This is a genomic window from Nonomuraea sp. NPDC003754 (genome assembly GCF_053605785.1).
In genome coordinates this window covers 44,734-59,565 of the sequence record NZ_JBSGJX010000052.1, presented here as the reverse complement: position 1 = coordinate 59,565, position 14,832 = coordinate 44,734, and the positions used below count along the sequence as shown (strand labels likewise).

Genomic DNA, 14,832 nt, shown 5'->3' with positions numbered 1-14,832 from the left:
AAGACCCCAAGCCGTTCGTGTGGGTCAAGACCGCCGAAGAGATTCTTGCATCCCTCGCCAAATATTGCCGACGAATTTCAGGCGCATGACACTAGTGCTCTGACCGCATAGGTCGCCGGTTTGGTGATCGTGGCGGTTGGATGGGCGGTGACGTCCGATCCGACCGCTGGAGGCGCGGTGGCCGAGCCTGTCCGTGTGCGCAGACCGACCAGGAGGGGCAGAAGCTGCGGCAGATCGTGCGTCGGGGCAGCACCAGCTCGGTGCGCTACCGGCGCGCGATGATGCTGCTGGCCTCGGCTGGCGGGAACCGGGTGCCGGTGATTGCCCAGTTGGTGCAGGCCGACGAGGACACCGTCCGGGATGTGATCCACCGCTTCAACGAGATCGGCCTGGCCTGCCTGGACCCTCGGTGGGCGGGAGGCCGTCCCCGCCAACTCAGCTCTGACGAGGAGGACTTCGTCATCCAGACGGCCACCACCCGCCCCACCAAGCTCGGCCAGCCCTTCACCCGCTGGTCCCTGCGCAAGCTCGTCGCCTACCTGCGCAAGGTCCACGGCCGGATCATCCACATCGGCCGCGAGGCGTTACGCTGCCTACTCGCCCGCCGCGGCATTACCTTCCAGCGCACCAAGATTTGGAAGGAATCTCCCGACCCCGACCGCGAGGCGAAGCTGGACCGGATCGAGGAGGTCCTTGACCGCTTTCCCGACCGGGTGTTCGCCTTCGACGAGTTCGGGCCACTGGGGATCCGTCCCACCGTGGGCTTGGGCTGGGCCGAGCGCAAACGCCCCGACCGACTGCCCGCCACCTACCACCGCACCCACGGCGTCCGGTATCTCCACGGCTGCTACTCGATCGGCGACAACCGGCTGTGGGGCGTCAACCACCGCAGGAAGGGTGCCGCGAACACGCTGACCGCACTGAAGTCGATCCGCGCAGCCCGCCCGGACGGCGCCCCGATCTACGAGATCTTGGACAACCTGTCCGCCCACAAAGGCGCCGACATCCGCCGCTGGGCGAAGACGAACAAGGTCGAGCTGTGCTTCACCCCGACCTACGCGTCCTGGGCCAACCCGATCGAGGCGCACTTCGGACCCCTGAGGCAGTTCACCATCGCCAACTCCAACCACCCCAACCACACCGTGCAGACCCGGGCCCTGCACGCCTACCTGCGCTGGCGCAACGCCAACGCCCGCCACCGCGACGTCCTGGCCGCCGAACGCCGTTCAGGAGAAGGACGGCGCCAGAGAAGGATGACTTAGGAGGCGGACGGCTTGATCTCCCCCGCGAAGACGATGATCTGGTCGATGAGGCTCCGCCGCAGATGGACGACGTCGGTTCCCGCCAGGCGGGGACCTCCATCCGGCGTGGTGAAGACCCACTGGTACCGGGCCCACTCGTCAGGCATGTCTACCGCCGAGCAGCGCACCATCGTGCCGGTCCCCGCCGGGTGGCGCCGGATGTCCAGCACGAACCGCTCGACCGCCTCGATCCCTTCGCTGCGGCCCAACGGCCCCCAGAAGACCACGTCCGAGGTCAGGGCCTGGGAGAGCAGCGCAGTCACATGGCTGTCGTCCGAGGCGTTGAACGCGGAGATGAACGTGTCGATCGCGGACCGCGCGGTCTCTTCCTGCATATGCCAGTAATACCAGTCGCTTCGCGCAACGCGGTCGGCCCGTGAGCCGTCTCCCGATCACGGTGACCCATCCCGGTCACAGCACTAGCCGATCCCGCTTGGCGACGTCCGCCACTATCCGGCCCACGTGACCGGGCTCGGCGCGGCCGTGCTCGCGGTCGCGACCGGCGGTTGAACCGACATCTGATCGCCTCGACGGAGCGCCGTCTCGGCTACCTCTGATATCGCGGTTGCATGCCGTTGCCGTGCATGGGGTTCTCCCGCTGCCAGCCAGCATCCTTCAGGTAGGGCCGCGGGGCGGGAGAACCGTCCACCAAAGCCGTCGCGCCGGCCGGTGAGCACCACCAGTCACACCCTGGCGCGGCGGGCGGTGAAGGCGTAGCCGCAGCCCCAGCGCCGCGCAGCTGCCGCGGGAAAGTTCAACATAGGGGAGTGGGCGGGCTGGCGATGACCTCAGCGCCCCCGTGAGTCAACCTCTGGCTCACCGTCGCACGCCGCGACGAGATTGAGGGCGGTCCATCCGCCGGACAGGCCACGAGCAGCGCACGCGCGGGTCGTCGAGCGGGATCTTCGGCAGCGGCACGGCGTTCTCCTCAGGAAGTCGGGGACTGGTCGGCGGGGTTGCCCTCAGCAGCGGCCGTGAGGGTCTTGTGGACGACGCCGACGGGGAGCTTCACCCGGCGGCGATGGTGCGGATGGATTCCCACCCACCGGCCTGGTCGACCACGGAGCCGAGCACCCACCGGCCGACGATCTCCTCGACGACCGCCCGCGTCTCCGCGTCGATCCGACCCGCGGAGACTTCGCCGCCGATCTGCCGGCCGAGCAGCGTGGACGACTCCCACGAGCCGGGCCGGCCAGCAATCAGCACCTCCGTGCTGTAGCCGCTGCCCAGTGCCTTCATCGCGACTGGCGGGGCACCCACGTGGACACCTTGAAGTTGGCCCCGTGCTGTAGCCGCTGCCCAGTGCCTTCATCGCGACCCGTGCAGGGCGGCGGCCAGCGTGGCGACCGCCTTGCGGCCAGCCCTCAACAGCGCCTGCTCGAGCGCCTGGCGGTCTTCGTCCGGCACCCCGCCGACTTGCCGGAGCGGGCCGCGCTGCTCTTCGAGCTGTTCGTACGCCATGGACGGCAGGCTCCTGCCGTAGCGCGGCACCGGCCGGACCGGCCTCGTCTACATCGGATGGGTCGGACCCCACCTGATCACCAGCTGGACCAACTGACCTGCCGGGCCCAGCCACCGCCAACGCTCGCCTCCCGCGCCGCCCTCCCTCAGAGTCGCCTCACGACTTGGCCTCCGGTTTGACTGCTCAGGCCCTGATAGCCGGCATCGGCCAATATCTCCACGTTGCGGGTGGCGGACAGCAGCTCTAGCAGTCCTGATTGCCGTGCCTGGGTAATACGGCGACCGATCCGGGACGTACCTGACCGCAGTAGAGCACCGCGCCATGGGCATCGGTGAGCACCATCGCCTTCATCGCGTTGATCCGGCTCTTTGCCCGAGACGAAACGAGCACGGTCCGCGGTACCGGCCGCCGGGCGGCGCACGCGGATCTCAGTCGCGTCCAAGATGGCGCTCTGCCCGCTGTCACTCAGGTAAGCGATCACCTCGGCCAACGTGGTGAGTCTGTGGCCGGGGGCGATGCGGCATCCGCGCTGGGCAAGCAGCGGGCGGATCTGCCCGATGGCGCGGGTGATGGTGGAGCGATCAACGCCGAACCAGCAACCCAGCACATCGTGGGTGACGCCATGGGCGCCTGTCGTTCACCACGATCGAACGCCTGACGATTCTCGCCACACGTAGATCAACGATCACTCACGCCGCAGGCCACGGCTAACCATGCACGAGGTTGTAAGTGGTCCCGCCGGTAAGTCGTTCGGGGGTCAGTGGCGGAGGTAAAGACAGCTGTCATTCCAGACGCTGACCTACACGGCCATGGCCGCCGTCTCCCGTATGGCGGTGACGGCCGCCGTCGGGATGTAGTTCTCAGGCACGCCATCGACCAGGATGAGGTCGGTCTCGATGTGCCGCGAGCGCAGCGGCGCGATCTCCCGATACGCGGGAGAATCCCACCACGCTCGCGCCTCGGCGATCCCTGGGAACCCGAGCATCACGACATGTCCGGGCCAGTTGCCCTCCTTCACCTCGTGCTGGGTGGCGTGGACGAGGTACCGGCCGCCGTACGGCTCGAAGGTGGCGGGGAGTCGTTCGATGTACTCGGCGATCTCCGGGTGCGGGGCTGCCTCCTGCAGGTGGGCGATGACGTAGGCCGGCATGGTGTCCTCCCGGTGGGGTTTGTTCGGTGCGCGGCCGATCCTGCCACCCCCTTCGTAGGCAGGGCGATTACCTGGCAGGTAGGCGATCTGGCGCCGCAGGCCGACTTGTGGCATTCGCCACTGCGTTCACCGCGGTGTCAACACCCGGCTGCTCTGACCTCATCGAGCACTTCACAGGCTCTGGGCCCAGCGGCGAAGCTCGGTGGCGGCCTCGTCGGGGGTAAGGGAGCCGCGTTCCAGGTGAACCTCCTGAAGATGCCGGATCGCGGCCCCCACCAGCGGGGACGACGGGATGCCGAGCACCTCCATCACCGCCCTGCCGTCGAGTACGACGGGGACATCGTCACGCCTGACGTACCTGTCACGTTCGGCGGCGGCGCGGGTATCGGCCTCCTCCTTCGCACGGCGCGCCGCCTCCCAGGCGTCGTAGTCGGCGGCGTCCAGGGCACGCACGCCCGCCCAGCGCCACCCCTCCATGTCGCGCTCCTGCCCGAAGCCGACCGCGTCGAAGAGGTCCAGCGCAGCCGTTCCGACCGCTCCGAGGCGCGCGAGCATGGCGTTGATCGGCCAGTCCTCGCACGGTCCCGCAGTCGCAGGGATCCAGGCGTGCTCGGGACCCCAGGTCTGACGGCCGTTCTCCCACAGGGCAGCGGTCTGGCTGCCGTCACCACCCCAGAAGTCCGCCTCCACGTAGGCGACGCGACCGCCGCGTGACCAGTCCTCCAGCCTCTCGGCGAACGCCGGGGACATACACGTGAACGGCCCGGCCTCCCGCCGTACGTCGGTCAGCTCGTTGAAAACCCCGTCGGTAACCGGCAGCAGCCCCAAGCGTTGCCGAAGCGGCACCACCACAGCCCGCGGCACATCATCCGACAGGAACCGGAGATGGTCGAAGTCACCGACAACACCGCGCAGCACGTACGACATGCCCGCACCCTAGATCGGGCAGCGGCATAGAATCAGCACATTTCATAGGTCGGACGTCGCGGTGTGGTAGCTCCAGTGAGCGTCGAGATGACCGTTGGCGGTCAGGGCGCGACGTTTCAACACCGCTTCAGCTCCGTCCAAACCCAGCGTGCTCCGGCGAGGTCGTTCGGTTCGTCGGCGTGTGCCGCGGCGAGAGCCAGGTCCACCCCGACGGGCATCCCCTGGTTCACCAGGCATGTGCGTACGACCGTGGCCCGCCTGGCCTGGTGCGGATTTCTCCAGGCGGGTGGGCAGGCCAAGCGATGCTTCACGAAGCGGCGGGGCCCCGGCCGGTGAGTTCGGCGGTGGCCGCGTCGGTGCGGGCCCTGCTGCCCCAGAACCACTCCAGGTGGGCCTCCCGCCGCCGGTCGGCGAGCCACTCGTCGAAGATCCGCCGTTCGACGAGCAGGCGGGTGAGCTCGTCCAGCGCGGCGGGCTCCACGGCCAGCACCCGCGCCACGCAGAACCCGCCGTCCGGCAGCCGCGCGGGCCCGAGTACGTCCCCGGCGCCGGCCCGCTCGGCGGCCGAGCCGAACAACATGACGAGCTCGTCCCTGTGGTTGGCCTCCATCCGGCACGTGGCCACGCCCGCGAGCACGCCCTCCATCGCCGCCGCGAGCGGGTCGGCGCCGTCGCGCAGCCGAGCGGCGGCCTCCCGCGCACCATCGGCGGCGGCGTAACGCAGCCGGACCAGACGCAGCCGGTCGAAGTCCGCACGATGGGCGGCGAAGTGCTCCTCGACCAGATCCGCGACCACGTCGCGCCGCAGCTCGGCCACCGCGGCCTCACCTGCCACGATCTGCTCCAGCCTGGCGTGGCTCAGGCCGCGCTCGGTCATCCAGCGGCGCGTCGCCTCGCCGGTGAGCAGGCCGCGGGCCCTGCGGAAGGCGTCCATCGCGTGCTGGAGCCGGTCGGGGGGCAGCTCCGTGTCCCTGGCGGCCAGGACGTGGTCGACGAGGACGGCGTCGACCAGCCGGCGGGCCAGCCGGCCGTCCTCCCACAACACGTCGAGCGCCGAGACGGCCTCCTCCCACGTGACCTCGGCGCCGTTGACGCGCAGCAGGACATGGTTGCCCGACCGCTGACCTCCGCGAAGGGGCCACGGGATCGCGCGGTCGGGCGCCACGGACAGCGACACGGTCTCGCCGCACGCACTCTCCCCGGGCGCGGTCTCGCCGAACGCGGGGAACAGCAGGTCGTAGTGGAAGTCGCCGGTGGCCTCCTCGCGCTGCCACAGCAGCCGCATCGGCGTCCCGGGATGGCGGGCGCGCAGCGACCCCAGCCGCTCACGGGCGTCCTGCGGCGGTACGCCGTCCAGGCCGCGAAGCCATTCCAGCGCGTCGGCGAGCAGGTTCACGTCAGTCCTCTCGTTGGATGTCATGGCCCGGCCAGCAGGTCGCAGAGCGCCTGACTGATCGGCAGGCCGGTCAGGTCCTCGATCCACAACCACTGGCCGTTGGGGTTGATCTCCAGGAACACGTACCGGCCGTCCGGGGTGAGGATCAGGTCGATGGCGCCGTAGACGAGGCCGAGGCGTTCGGTCAGCGCCACGCAGCGGTCGGCGACCTCGCCGGGCAGCCGGTGGACGGCGTGCCTGGTGGCGCCGAGGTCGTAGTTCCGCCAGTCGGTGCCGGCCCGGTTGCTGTCCTGGGAGTGGATCTCGGCCGCGAACACCGCCCGCCCGACGACCGTGACCCGCAGCTCCACCCGCTTGGGCACGTACGTCTGCGTGATGACAGGGCAGAACCGCAGCCCCGCCGCATAGGCCACGTCCCGGCCCGAGACGAACTCGCACTTGCGCACCACCGTGTGCCCCGCGGCGAGGTCCTCCACCCACGGCTGCCCCAGTGGCTTGGTGATGACGTTCCCGTCATGCCGGTTGTGGAAGTCCCAAAGAGCCTGTGCCGAGCCCGTGACCAGCGTCTCCGGGATCTCGAACCCGAGTCCGGCGGCCAGCGTGAGCTGGGACGGCTTGTGCCTGGCACGCGTGATCGCCGACTCCCTGCCGGGAACGGCACGGCACGGCAGGAACTCCCACAGGCCGGCGAGCACGGCGGCCGACTCCCGTACGGTGTGGCCGGCCACGGCGGGATCGGTGATCGCCGGGTGCGGCGACGGCGGACGGGGGCGCCGCCACCACACGGCGGTCACCGAGTCCAGGTCGAGCGTGCCCGACGGGGTGTGCAGCAGCCGCCTGGTGGCCCCGCCGCCGTCGTAGGCCAGCTCGATCTGCGCCCGGGCGGGATGGTCCCCGTTGTCGAAGACACCGGTACGGACCCCGCGCCGGGCCAGCAGCTCCCTGACCCGGTCGGCGTGGGTGTCACCGTCGCAGGTGAGGATGAGGACATGGGGGCGGGACACGGAACTCCTCGAAGTGTGCGGAAGGAATAGGGACCGCTGTCCCCGTGGGGGCGGGGACAGCGGTCGGGTGATCGCGGGATCAGTCCATCCCGCACCAGCCCGGCGGGTCGAAGTAGCACATCATGACGTCACCCCAGACGGGGTCCTGACCGCCGTTGATGCCGCCGAGCGTGCTCTCGTCGAGTTCGGCGCCGATGGGGGTGATGTCCCCCAGTTCGGTACGCGGCATGACGTTCACGCAACCCTCCTTCTCAGTAGTCGTGCTGGCAGATGCCCGGCGGGTCGAACACCGACAGGCGCTTGCACTGCTCCTCGTCGTACATTCCGCCGCTGATGGCGCCGAGTGTGCTCTCGTCGAGTTCGGCGCCGATGGGAGTGATGTCCCCGAGTTCGGTACGCGGCATGACGTTCATGCGCTTCCCTCCCTTCTGGTGTCGTGGAGCAGCCTGCCGAGCCTGACTTGTGATCACCTTGAACCGGCTTGAGAGGCGTTGTCGGCCAGCTGGGCGCGTATCAAGGACGCGTACAGGCCGCCGGCCGCCACCAGCCGGTCATGGGTGCCGCCCTCGACGATCCGGCCTCCGTCGAGCACCACGATCAGGTCGGCGTCCCTGATCGTGCTCAGGCGGTGGGCGATCACGATCCTGGTCTGCGGAAGGGTGCCGAGGTTCGCGCTCAGCGCTGCCTCGGTCCTGGTGTCGAGGTGGCTGGTGGCCTCGTCGAGAAGCAGGATCTCAGGCCGGCCGAGGATGGCCCTGGCCAGGGCGATGCGCTGGCGCTGCCCGCCGGACAGCCCACCGCCCTCGGTGAGCGGCGTGTGGTAGCCGAGCGGCATGGCGGCGATGTCGTCGTGCACGCACGCCAGCCTCGCCGCCTGGACCACCTCGTCCTGGCCGGCGTCCGGGTTGCCCAGGCGGATGTTGTCGGCGATCGAACCGGTGAACAGCGCCGGCTCCTGCGTGACCACGCCGAACCTGGGCCGCACCGTACCGGTGTACCTGATCCGGCCTTCGACGGGGTGGACCAGGCCGAGCAGCAGGCGCGCCAGCGTGGTCTTGCCCGACCCCGACCTGCCGACGAGAGCGACCTTCTGGCCGGGGGCGATGCGCAGATCGACCCCGCGCACGATCCAGTGGCTCTCCTGCGCGTAACGGAAGCCGACTCCGGCCAGCTCGATCCAGGTCCGCGGGCTGCTGACGGGGGGAGGGGGCGGCGACAGGGGCTCCGGCGCGGCCGCCCAGATGTCGGCCAGCCGTTCCGCCTGCGCACGGGCGGTCTGCAGGCCGCGCAGGCTCCTGGTCAGCGAGGTCAGCGGCGCGAGGGCGGCGGCGGCCAGGGCCAGCGTGCCCATCAGCGCGCCGGGAGTGAGCCGGCCCTGCGTGGCCTGCCACGCGCCCGCCCACAGCAGCACCAGCGGCGCGGCGAACGCCAGCGCCGCGAGCAGGCTGTCCTGAAGCCCCTGCGCCGACGAGCTGCGTCGCGCCCGCTCGGCCTGGGCGGTCAGCAGTCCTGTCCAGCGTTCCAGGATCTGGGTCTCCGCCCCGGCCGACTTGACCGTCTCGACGCCTCTGACGGCCTCGACCAGCAGGCCCTGCGCCTCGTTGCGCGCCTCCTGCTCGCGGTGCGCCAGCTCGCGGATCCGCCGCCGGGTGCCGAGCAGCACCACCACCTGCGCCGCGACCAGGACGAGGAGGGCCGAGCCGAGCAGCGGCGACCGTACGGTGACCGCGATCAGGTAGCCGGCCGCGAGCGGTGCGTCGAGCAGGACCGACAGCACCTGCCCGGTGAGCACCTCGCGCAGCACGCCGGCCGAGTTGATCCGCGAGACCAGATCGGCGGACCCCCGATGGGCGAAGAACCGGAACGGCAGGGCGAGCAGCCGCCTGGCCAGACCGTCGAACAACGCCGTGTCCGCCCGCGCCCGCAGCACGACCAGCGCCCACGACCTCAGCCCGCCCACCGCGAGATGGGCGAGCGCGGCCCCGGCCGCGGCCGCCCCCACCAGCGGCAGCGCGCCCATCTCGCCGGCGCCGAGGACCCGGTCGACCACGTACTCCGTGAGCGCGGGCAGCACCAGGCCGAACCCCTGCAGGAGCAGGCTGAGCAGCACCAGGACGGCCACGAGAGCGCGATGGTCCAGCACGCTGAACCGGGCGTAACGCGCCCACCAGGGCCGCCGATCGCCGAAGCGCCCGCGTACGAAGCCGTTCCCCGGGGTGAAGGTGAGCATCACGCCGCTGTAGTCGCGGGCGAACTCCTCGCCGGTCACCCTGACCCGCCCACGACCGGGATCGACGATCGTGACCAGGTCGCCGGCCACACGCTCCACGACCACGAAGTGCCTGCCTTGCCAGTGCGCGACGGCCGGGAGCACGATCCGCGGCACCTGGGCGGCCGGCAGCGCGAGCGCGCGGGTGTCGAGTCCGTGCGCGCGGGCGACGCGCACCAGGGCCAGCGCGCTCGCGCCGTCCCTGCCCGCGCTCAACTCGGCGGAGAGCGCGGGCAGCGGGACGCGGCGCCCGTACGAGCCGAGGACCATCGCCAGGCACGCGGCGCCGCATTCGACCATGCTGTGCTGGAGTACAACGGGAACACGCATGGAGCGGCAGTCTTCGCCACGCCCCTTTGAACCGGGTTGTAACCGCTTGGAACGCCTTCCAAGCGGCCTTCATCCGGGTCCGGACGCCGGCCCAGCCGCCTCGTCGAGGATGGCGGCCCTGGACGGCCTCACCCCGCGCGAGGTCGAGATCTTCGGCCTGCTCGCCCGCGGCAGGTCCAACGGCGAGATCTGCGCGGAACTGGTGCTGAGCGAGAACACGGTGAGGTCGCACGTCCGGGCCGTCCTACAGAAACTGGACCTGCGCGACCGCGTGCACGCGGTGATCCACGCCTACGAGAACGGGCTCGTGGGTCGCAACGACCTGCCTGACTGAGATTCCATCCTGCCGGGTGGTGCCGTCTCACACCTTGGGGTGATGTCTGCCGGTGACGTCCGGCCTAGGTTCGATGTCGTGTCCTTTCCACGTCTGCGCCTTCCGCTGGTGATCTCCCTTTTCGTGCTCGCCGTGCTGCTCGGCTGGACGGCACCGGCCCATGCCGGTGACCAGGAGCTGATCGACGACTACCGCTCCGTCTACGGCACGCCGGGCGTCGCAGCTGCCGTGATCGACGGGTCGTCCGTCGAGACGATCGTCCGCGGCCGGGATGGGGACGACAACGCGGTGACGCCCCGGACGCCGTTCCGTATCGCGTCCTTGAGCAAGTCGATGACGGCGACGGCGATCATGCTGCTGACGGACCGATTCTCCGTGGACGACCCGGTCGTCAAGGTTCTCCCCGAGTTCAAGATGGCCGATCCGCGCGACACCAAGATCACCGTACGCTCATCGCGCTAGACCCTCGCGCCCGCACGAAACGAGGTCATCATGACTGCGTCCCCCACGCGCTCCAGTTCTGCCAGATCAACTATTACCGATGTCACGTGGTTCTTCGCGATCGCCGTCCTGCTGTGTTTCGCGCTGTCCGTTCCGATGGTCTTCCGGCTCGTCCCGACGGACTTCTACAACCTGATCACTCCGATCATGCAACAGACCCCGCTGCTCGCAGCGATCATCATGTGGCTTGCCCGACGACCCGGAACGTTCCGAGAGACGTTCGCCACCAGGTGGCGCGGCACACCCAAGTGGGCCAGCATCGGCATCGGCCTCATCGCCGCGATCGCCGCGATCCAAACCGCCATCGCACTGGCATTGGGGATCTGGCAGCTCAACCCGCTTGACCAGATCTTCACGGCGACCATGTGGATCGTCCCGGTCTTCCTCATGCAGTCGGTCTTCGCCATCGGCGAAGAGTTCGGCTGGCGCGGCTGGCTGGCGACGCGCGCCGCGTCATGGGGATTCTGGCCGCTGGCCCTTGTCAGCGGTCTGGTCTGGATCGTCTGGCACCTGCCGGTCCTCGCCGTCATCGGTGATCGACCACCCTGGGACATCGTTATCTACTACGCGGGCATGCTGCCATGGGCGCCGCTGTTGCTCGCACTTCGCTGGCAGTCGGGGAGTGTCTGGCCCGCGGTTTTGACGCACGGAGCGATCAACAGCGTCCGGGTATACCTGCTGCAATCCGTCCCCGATGCAACGGATCACCTGCTCATCGAAGTGATCGGCTGGGTGCTCACGCTCGCCGCCGCCGTGTGGCTGATGCGCCCGAGCCGGGCGCAGCTCGTCCGCGGGTCTTTTGAGGGTTAGGTTGATTCCTTGCTCGAGTTTGGCCGTTATCCCGTTGCGCAAGCCCAAGCCAGAGCCTCGTCCTCGATTTTCGCGAGGTCGGGCTGCGCGGGCCGGGTAGCGGAAGATCGTGAGGCGATGATCATGCGGAGCAGGGCGCGTCCGGTGAAGGTTCCTCAGCGAGCGTGAACCCGAGGATGGTGCCCGACCGGACAGAACTCGGACTCTGTCCGGTCTCGAGGAGCACATCACCCCTGGTCAGCGCCTTGAAGTCGAGTCCTGTACGGATTCGGACCAAGATCTCCCGCTACGATCCTTGGCCGAAACCCTCCTCCGGCCAAGTCGGCGATCACCGCCGCGCGGCGGCTCTCGCCGCTGGCCGTCCCCGCCTGTCCTTGAATCGTCGTCGCAGGTCAGGGGTATATCCGTTGGATCTTTTGCCATTGCTACCGAGACCCCGGGTAGCGAGCCATCAACGACCCACGGCGTCGGCCGTTGAGCGGTGCAGTGACGTCACGTTGTGCTCTTCCTGGCTGGCGGCGGGCTGGGGACCCGGTTCGGTGCGCGGCCGGAGGCGGCGGGCGACGGCGGCCAGGCGCCGGCCGGCGCGGTGGGCGGGGCTGCGGTTCAGTTGGTCGACGTGCAGGTAGGCCTGGGTGGTGCGCGGGTCGGCGTGGCCGAGCAGGGCTTGGACCACGTCGAGCGGTTCGCCGGCGTGCAGCAGCGCGGTGGCCATGCTGTGCCGGATGGCGTGCGGGGTGAGCGTGTGCGGGTCGGGGATGCCGACGGCGCCGGCGAGCCGTTGCAGCTGGTCCAGCACGTAGGAGCGGTGCAGCCGGGCGCCGGTGCGGGTGATGAACAGCGGGCCGGGTGCCGCGCCCCGCTCGGCCAGGTAGGCGTCGAGCAGGGGGCCGGTGGCGTGGTCGTCGAGGACGACCCGGTGCGGGCGGCCGCCCTTGGCGGGCAGGGTGAGGATCCGGTTGTCGCCGGCGTGGCCCAGGCCGTCCAGCTGGGCGCCGGTCAGCTCGCCGATGCGGCAGCCGGTGGCCTTGAGCACCGCGACGACGGCGGCGGTGCGGGCGGATTCGTGCGCGACCGCGTGGACGACCAGGTCGTCCAGCTGGGCTTCGGTGAGGTAGCGGCTGCGCTTGCCGGCGCGTTTGGGCAGCTCCATGCGATGGAACGGGTTGCGCGCCGCGGCGTCGGCCCGTTGCAGGTAGGCGTACCAGCTGGAGCAGGCCGACAGGCGGCGGCGCCGGGTGCCGGCGGCCAGGCCGGAGTGCCGCATGGCGGCGGCGTAGGTGTCGGCCTCGATGAAGGAGACGTCGCGCAGGTCCAGGCCGCGGGCCTGGATCCACCACAGCCACCAGGAGACGTCGCGGATGTAGCCGTCCTGGCCCACCGACGTCCCTCCGTGGAGCCCCGGTGCCTCGGCGGCTGGTTGTGCCGCCATCGGGACCCCTGGGGCGCTCGGGGCGCGAGCGCCCCAGGGGTGGGGTGGATCAGTATCCGGGGACGTTTACCCGGAACGGCCGGCCGTCGAGGGAGCCGGTGACGGGGGTGGTGTCAGTAGCGGTGAAGGCCTTCCACTGCAGCGTGACCTTGTGGGTCGCGCCGTCGGGGCCGGTGACGGTGAGGTTGGCGGTGGCTTTGTCGCCGGCGACCTTGGCGGTGCCGGTGGCGGCGAGGTCGACGACGTAGCGGACCTTGTCCAAGGTGATCGTGCCGTCTGTACCGTTGGTGACCTTCCCGCCGCGCAGCCCGGGCTCGGTGTCCGGCCGCGAGGCGCGATGCGGGTTGTGCATAGCTACCGTGTCGGCGGCGGTGGCGAACGCAGCCGCCACGAGTGTGCGCTGCGGAGTGTCGAGCCCGCCGCCGCGGGCGGGCGGTACTGCTGCCGCGGTCGCAGGGAAGTGACCGTGTGCCTGGTAGTTGGCCATCGTGCACGACGTGTCGGACACCCGCCCCGGGTTCTGGATGAACCGGTGCATGATCTGTCGCGCGCACTCGCCACCCGGCCCACGGCCCTCGACCGCGGGGTTGTGGTACCCGGCCTGGACGGTGACCGCCTGGCCGCGGGGGAATGCCCGCGCCGCGGTGCGTGCACCCATGATCGCCTTCGGGTCGAACTCGCCGGCGACGGCCAGCATCGGCACCGCCGGCCGGTGCGGCACGATCGCGTTGTTCTCTCGCGGGGTAGGCCAGCCTGCGCAGAAGTCTGCACCGCTGCCTGCCTCGGCGAGGGTGAATGGCGCGTACCGGTTGCGCTCGGCATGCCAGGTCTCCAACTGGCGGCGCCGGGTCGCCTCGTCGGCGGTGCGGTCGTACGGCCAGCGCGGGTCGGAACACAGGTACGCCGTCGTACCGGCCCTGTCCGGTGACTCCTTGGACGGCGCTTTGGATCCTGCGCCTTTGTTGCCGGCCAGCGGGGCGGCCCGGTCGAGCACGCGGCGCAGCGGGGCCGGGTCGCCGTCCAGGTATGCGGCGGTGGCCGCGGTCGCGTCGGTGGCGAGGGCTGGATCAGAGGTCGACCGCAGCGCCCCGAGCAGTCGCTGCGGGGTCAGCGCGCTGTCGCCTTCGGCGCGCGTCTTCCGCACCACCGCTTCCCAGCGTGCCTGCGGGTCGCCGCCGGCGGTTCGGCGGCAGGCCGACGATCGCCGGCAGGCGCGAGCGTAGTGGTCGATGGCTTCCTGGATCTCCTTGCCTTCCGACTCGCCGAGCTGCCACCGGCCGGCCTGGTCGATTGGGCCGATCATGCTCTCGATGTACAGGGCGCGTACCCGGTCCGGGTAGCGGGTCGTGTAGGCCTGTCCGCTCAGCGCGCCCCAGGACGATCCCACGACGGTGACCTTGGACAGGCCCAAAGCCGCGCGCACCGCCTCCACATCGGCGACGTACTGGTCGCTGCTGAAGAACTGGGCCCTGTCGCCGAGCTCGCGCGCGCACTGGCCGACCGACTCCGGCTTCCCCTGCTGCAGCGCCTTGCACCGCAGCGGCGCGGATTCGCCCAACCCGCGGAACTCCACGATCATCATGTCCGAGTGGTCCAGCAGAGGCTGGAAGACCTTCCGGAAGGCGTCGACGCGCTCGGCGTTGGGGCCGAGCGGGGCCGGACCGCCGGGCATCGCCAGGATCGAGGTGCGGGCTGGGCGCGATCGGTCGGCCCGCGGGATGTACCCGAACCTGATGGTGATCTTCTCCGAGTGCGGATCCTGCCAGTTCAGGGGGACGGTCAGGGTGCCGATGCACCGGCTGGTCGCGGTGGCGCATTCGTGCCGGCCGCCGTCGGCCGCCGCCGTGGCGGCCGGCGGCGGCGCGGCGGCGACCAGCGCCACCAAGCCGACCAGAATCGTCCTCAGTACACGCATG

At 70.2% G+C, this 14,832-nt stretch carries 16 protein-coding genes and 1 pseudogene; 4 read left to right on the top strand and 13 right to left on the bottom strand.

All coding sequences use genetic code 11. From position 1 onward, the window contains the following. Window positions 1-177 precede the first annotated feature (177 nt). Window positions 178-1,273, top strand: a pseudogene (locus ACWEVS_RS40290) (IS630 family transposase); the annotation flags it as partial. Here ACWEVS_RS40290 and ACWEVS_RS40285 read toward each other — a convergent pair. The 11 genes from ACWEVS_RS40285 to ACWEVS_RS40235 all read right to left on the bottom strand — a co-directional run bounded on the left by ACWEVS_RS40285 (window position 1,259) and on the right by ACWEVS_RS40235 (window position 9,839). Continuing rightward, window positions 1,259-1,636: a nuclear transport factor 2 family protein gene (locus ACWEVS_RS40285; protein WP_449931749.1), complete on the bottom strand. Its 378-nt coding sequence runs from the start codon at window positions 1,634-1,636 to the stop codon at window positions 1,259-1,261. The pseudogene ACWEVS_RS40290 and the gene ACWEVS_RS40285 overlap by 15 nt on opposite strands. Window positions 1,637-2,309: 673 nt before the next feature. Continuing rightward, on the bottom strand, window positions 2,310-2,561 hold the full coding sequence (locus ACWEVS_RS40280) for a hypothetical protein (RefSeq protein ID WP_452419754.1): 252 nt from the start codon (window positions 2,559-2,561) through the stop codon (window positions 2,310-2,312). A 48-nt stretch (window positions 2,562-2,609) separates the two neighbouring features. Beyond that, window positions 2,610-2,762 (bottom strand): hypothetical protein, encoded by a 153-nt coding sequence (locus ACWEVS_RS40275; RefSeq protein ID WP_452556064.1) that lies wholly within the window; start codon window positions 2,760-2,762, stop codon window positions 2,610-2,612. A gap of 146 nt (window positions 2,763-2,908) precedes the next feature. Then, window positions 2,909-3,370 (bottom strand): hypothetical protein, encoded by a 462-nt coding sequence (locus ACWEVS_RS40270; protein WP_452556062.1) that lies wholly within the window; start codon window positions 3,368-3,370, stop codon window positions 2,909-2,911. 192 nt (window positions 3,371-3,562) lie between these two features. Continuing rightward, complete coding sequence (locus ACWEVS_RS40265) at window positions 3,563-3,913, bottom strand: DUF1330 domain-containing protein (protein ID WP_452556060.1); 351 nt, start codon at window positions 3,911-3,913, stop codon at window positions 3,563-3,565. Window positions 3,914-4,084: 171 nt separating this feature from the next. After that, the gene (locus tag ACWEVS_RS40260) at window positions 4,085-4,840 is read right to left on the bottom strand and encodes a hypothetical protein (protein ID WP_452556058.1); all 756 of its coding nucleotides are present in this window, start codon (window positions 4,838-4,840) and stop codon (window positions 4,085-4,087) included. A 307-nt stretch (window positions 4,841-5,147) separates the two neighbouring features. Beyond that, entirely contained in the window at window positions 5,148-6,260 is a 1,113-nt protein-coding gene (locus ACWEVS_RS40255; protein WP_449931743.1) for a TIGR04500 family putative peptide maturation system protein, read from the bottom strand. Then, window positions 6,257-7,240, bottom strand: a complete 984-nt coding sequence (locus ACWEVS_RS40250) for an MvdC/MvdD family ATP grasp protein (RefSeq protein ID WP_452556055.1) — start codon at window positions 7,238-7,240, stop codon at window positions 6,257-6,259. The genes ACWEVS_RS40255 and ACWEVS_RS40250 overlap by 4 nt, the downstream gene beginning before the upstream one ends. Window positions 7,241-7,319: 79 nt before the next feature. Then, window positions 7,320-7,478 carry a hypothetical protein gene (locus tag ACWEVS_RS40245; protein WP_354911575.1) on the bottom strand — a complete coding sequence of 53 codons (159 nt, stop codon included), beginning with the start codon at window positions 7,476-7,478 and terminating at the stop codon, window positions 7,320-7,322. Between the two features lie 13 nt (window positions 7,479-7,491). Next, complete coding sequence (locus tag ACWEVS_RS40240; protein ID WP_449931738.1) at window positions 7,492-7,653, bottom strand: hypothetical protein; 162 nt, start codon at window positions 7,651-7,653, stop codon at window positions 7,492-7,494. A 53-nt stretch (window positions 7,654-7,706) separates the two neighbouring features. Continuing rightward, window positions 7,707-9,839 carry a peptidase domain-containing ABC transporter gene (locus ACWEVS_RS40235; protein WP_452556053.1) on the bottom strand — a complete coding sequence of 711 codons (2,133 nt, stop codon included), beginning with the start codon at window positions 9,837-9,839 and terminating at the stop codon, window positions 7,707-7,709. A 109-nt stretch (window positions 9,840-9,948) separates the two neighbouring features. Here ACWEVS_RS40235 and ACWEVS_RS40230 point away from each other — a divergent pair, with 109 nt between their 5' ends. From ACWEVS_RS40230 to ACWEVS_RS40220, 3 genes are read left to right on the top strand one after another with little or no spacing between them, the layout of a single operon-like run. After that, window positions 9,949-10,173: a response regulator transcription factor gene (locus ACWEVS_RS40230; protein ID WP_452556051.1), complete on the top strand. Its 225-nt coding sequence runs from the start codon at window positions 9,949-9,951 to the stop codon at window positions 10,171-10,173. A gap of 42 nt (window positions 10,174-10,215) precedes the next feature. Continuing rightward, window positions 10,216-10,635, top strand: a complete 420-nt coding sequence (locus tag ACWEVS_RS40225) for a serine hydrolase domain-containing protein (RefSeq protein ID WP_452556049.1) — start codon at window positions 10,216-10,218, stop codon at window positions 10,633-10,635. 30 nt (window positions 10,636-10,665) lie between these two features. Continuing rightward, window positions 10,666-11,484, top strand: coding sequence for a CPBP family intramembrane glutamic endopeptidase (locus ACWEVS_RS40220; RefSeq protein ID WP_452556047.1), 819 nt, complete (start codon window positions 10,666-10,668; stop codon window positions 11,482-11,484). 451 nt (window positions 11,485-11,935) lie between these two features. Here ACWEVS_RS40220 and ACWEVS_RS40215 read toward each other — a convergent pair whose 3' ends face one another. Both ACWEVS_RS40215 and ACWEVS_RS40210 read right to left on the bottom strand, forming a co-directional pair. Beyond that, window positions 11,936-12,916: a tyrosine-type recombinase/integrase gene (locus ACWEVS_RS40215; protein ID WP_452556045.1), complete on the bottom strand. Its 981-nt coding sequence runs from the start codon at window positions 12,914-12,916 to the stop codon at window positions 11,936-11,938. Between the two features lie 49 nt (window positions 12,917-12,965). After that, window positions 12,966-14,831: an alpha/beta hydrolase gene (locus ACWEVS_RS40210; protein ID WP_452556043.1), complete on the bottom strand. Its 1,866-nt coding sequence runs from the start codon at window positions 14,829-14,831 to the stop codon at window positions 12,966-12,968. Window position 14,832 lies beyond the last annotated feature (1 nt).

What these genes read in the sequence shown, in the direction of transcription:
- ACWEVS_RS40275 (WP_452556064.1), bottom strand. Translation starts at nt 2,762, where the DNA reads ATGGCGTACGAACAGCTCGAAGAGCAGCGCGGCCCGCTCCGGCAAGTC.
- ACWEVS_RS40235 (WP_452556053.1), bottom strand. Translation starts at nt 9,839, where the DNA reads ATGCGTGTTCCCGTTGTACTCCAGCACAGCATGGTCGAATGCGGCGCC.
- ACWEVS_RS40225 (WP_452556049.1), top strand. Translation starts at nt 10,216, where the DNA reads ATGTCTGCCGGTGACGTCCGGCCTAGGTTCGATGTCGTGTCCTTTCCA.
- ACWEVS_RS40230 (WP_452556051.1), top strand. Translation starts at nt 9,949, where the DNA reads ATGGCGGCCCTGGACGGCCTCACCCCGCGCGAGGTCGAGATCTTCGGC.
- ACWEVS_RS40285 (WP_449931749.1), bottom strand. Translation starts at nt 1,636, where the DNA reads ATGCAGGAAGAGACCGCGCGGTCCGCGATCGACACGTTCATCTCCGCG.
- ACWEVS_RS40215 (WP_452556045.1), bottom strand. Translation starts at nt 12,916, where the DNA reads ATGGCGGCACAACCAGCCGCCGAGGCACCGGGGCTCCACGGAGGGACG.
- ACWEVS_RS40240 (WP_449931738.1), bottom strand. Translation starts at nt 7,653, where the DNA reads ATGAACGTCATGCCGCGTACCGAACTCGGGGACATCACTCCCATCGGC.
- ACWEVS_RS40210 (WP_452556043.1), bottom strand. Translation starts at nt 14,831, where the DNA reads ATGCGTGTACTGAGGACGATTCTGGTCGGCTTGGTGGCGCTGGTCGCC.
- ACWEVS_RS40265 (WP_452556060.1), bottom strand. Translation starts at nt 3,913, where the DNA reads ATGCCGGCCTACGTCATCGCCCACCTGCAGGAGGCAGCCCCGCACCCG.
- ACWEVS_RS40255 (WP_449931743.1), bottom strand. Translation starts at nt 6,260, where the DNA reads ATGACATCCAACGAGAGGACTGACGTGAACCTGCTCGCCGACGCGCTG.
- ACWEVS_RS40260 (WP_452556058.1), bottom strand. Translation starts at nt 4,840, where the DNA reads ATGTCGTACGTGCTGCGCGGTGTTGTCGGTGACTTCGACCATCTCCGG.
- ACWEVS_RS40220 (WP_452556047.1), top strand. Translation starts at nt 10,666, where the DNA reads ATGACTGCGTCCCCCACGCGCTCCAGTTCTGCCAGATCAACTATTACC.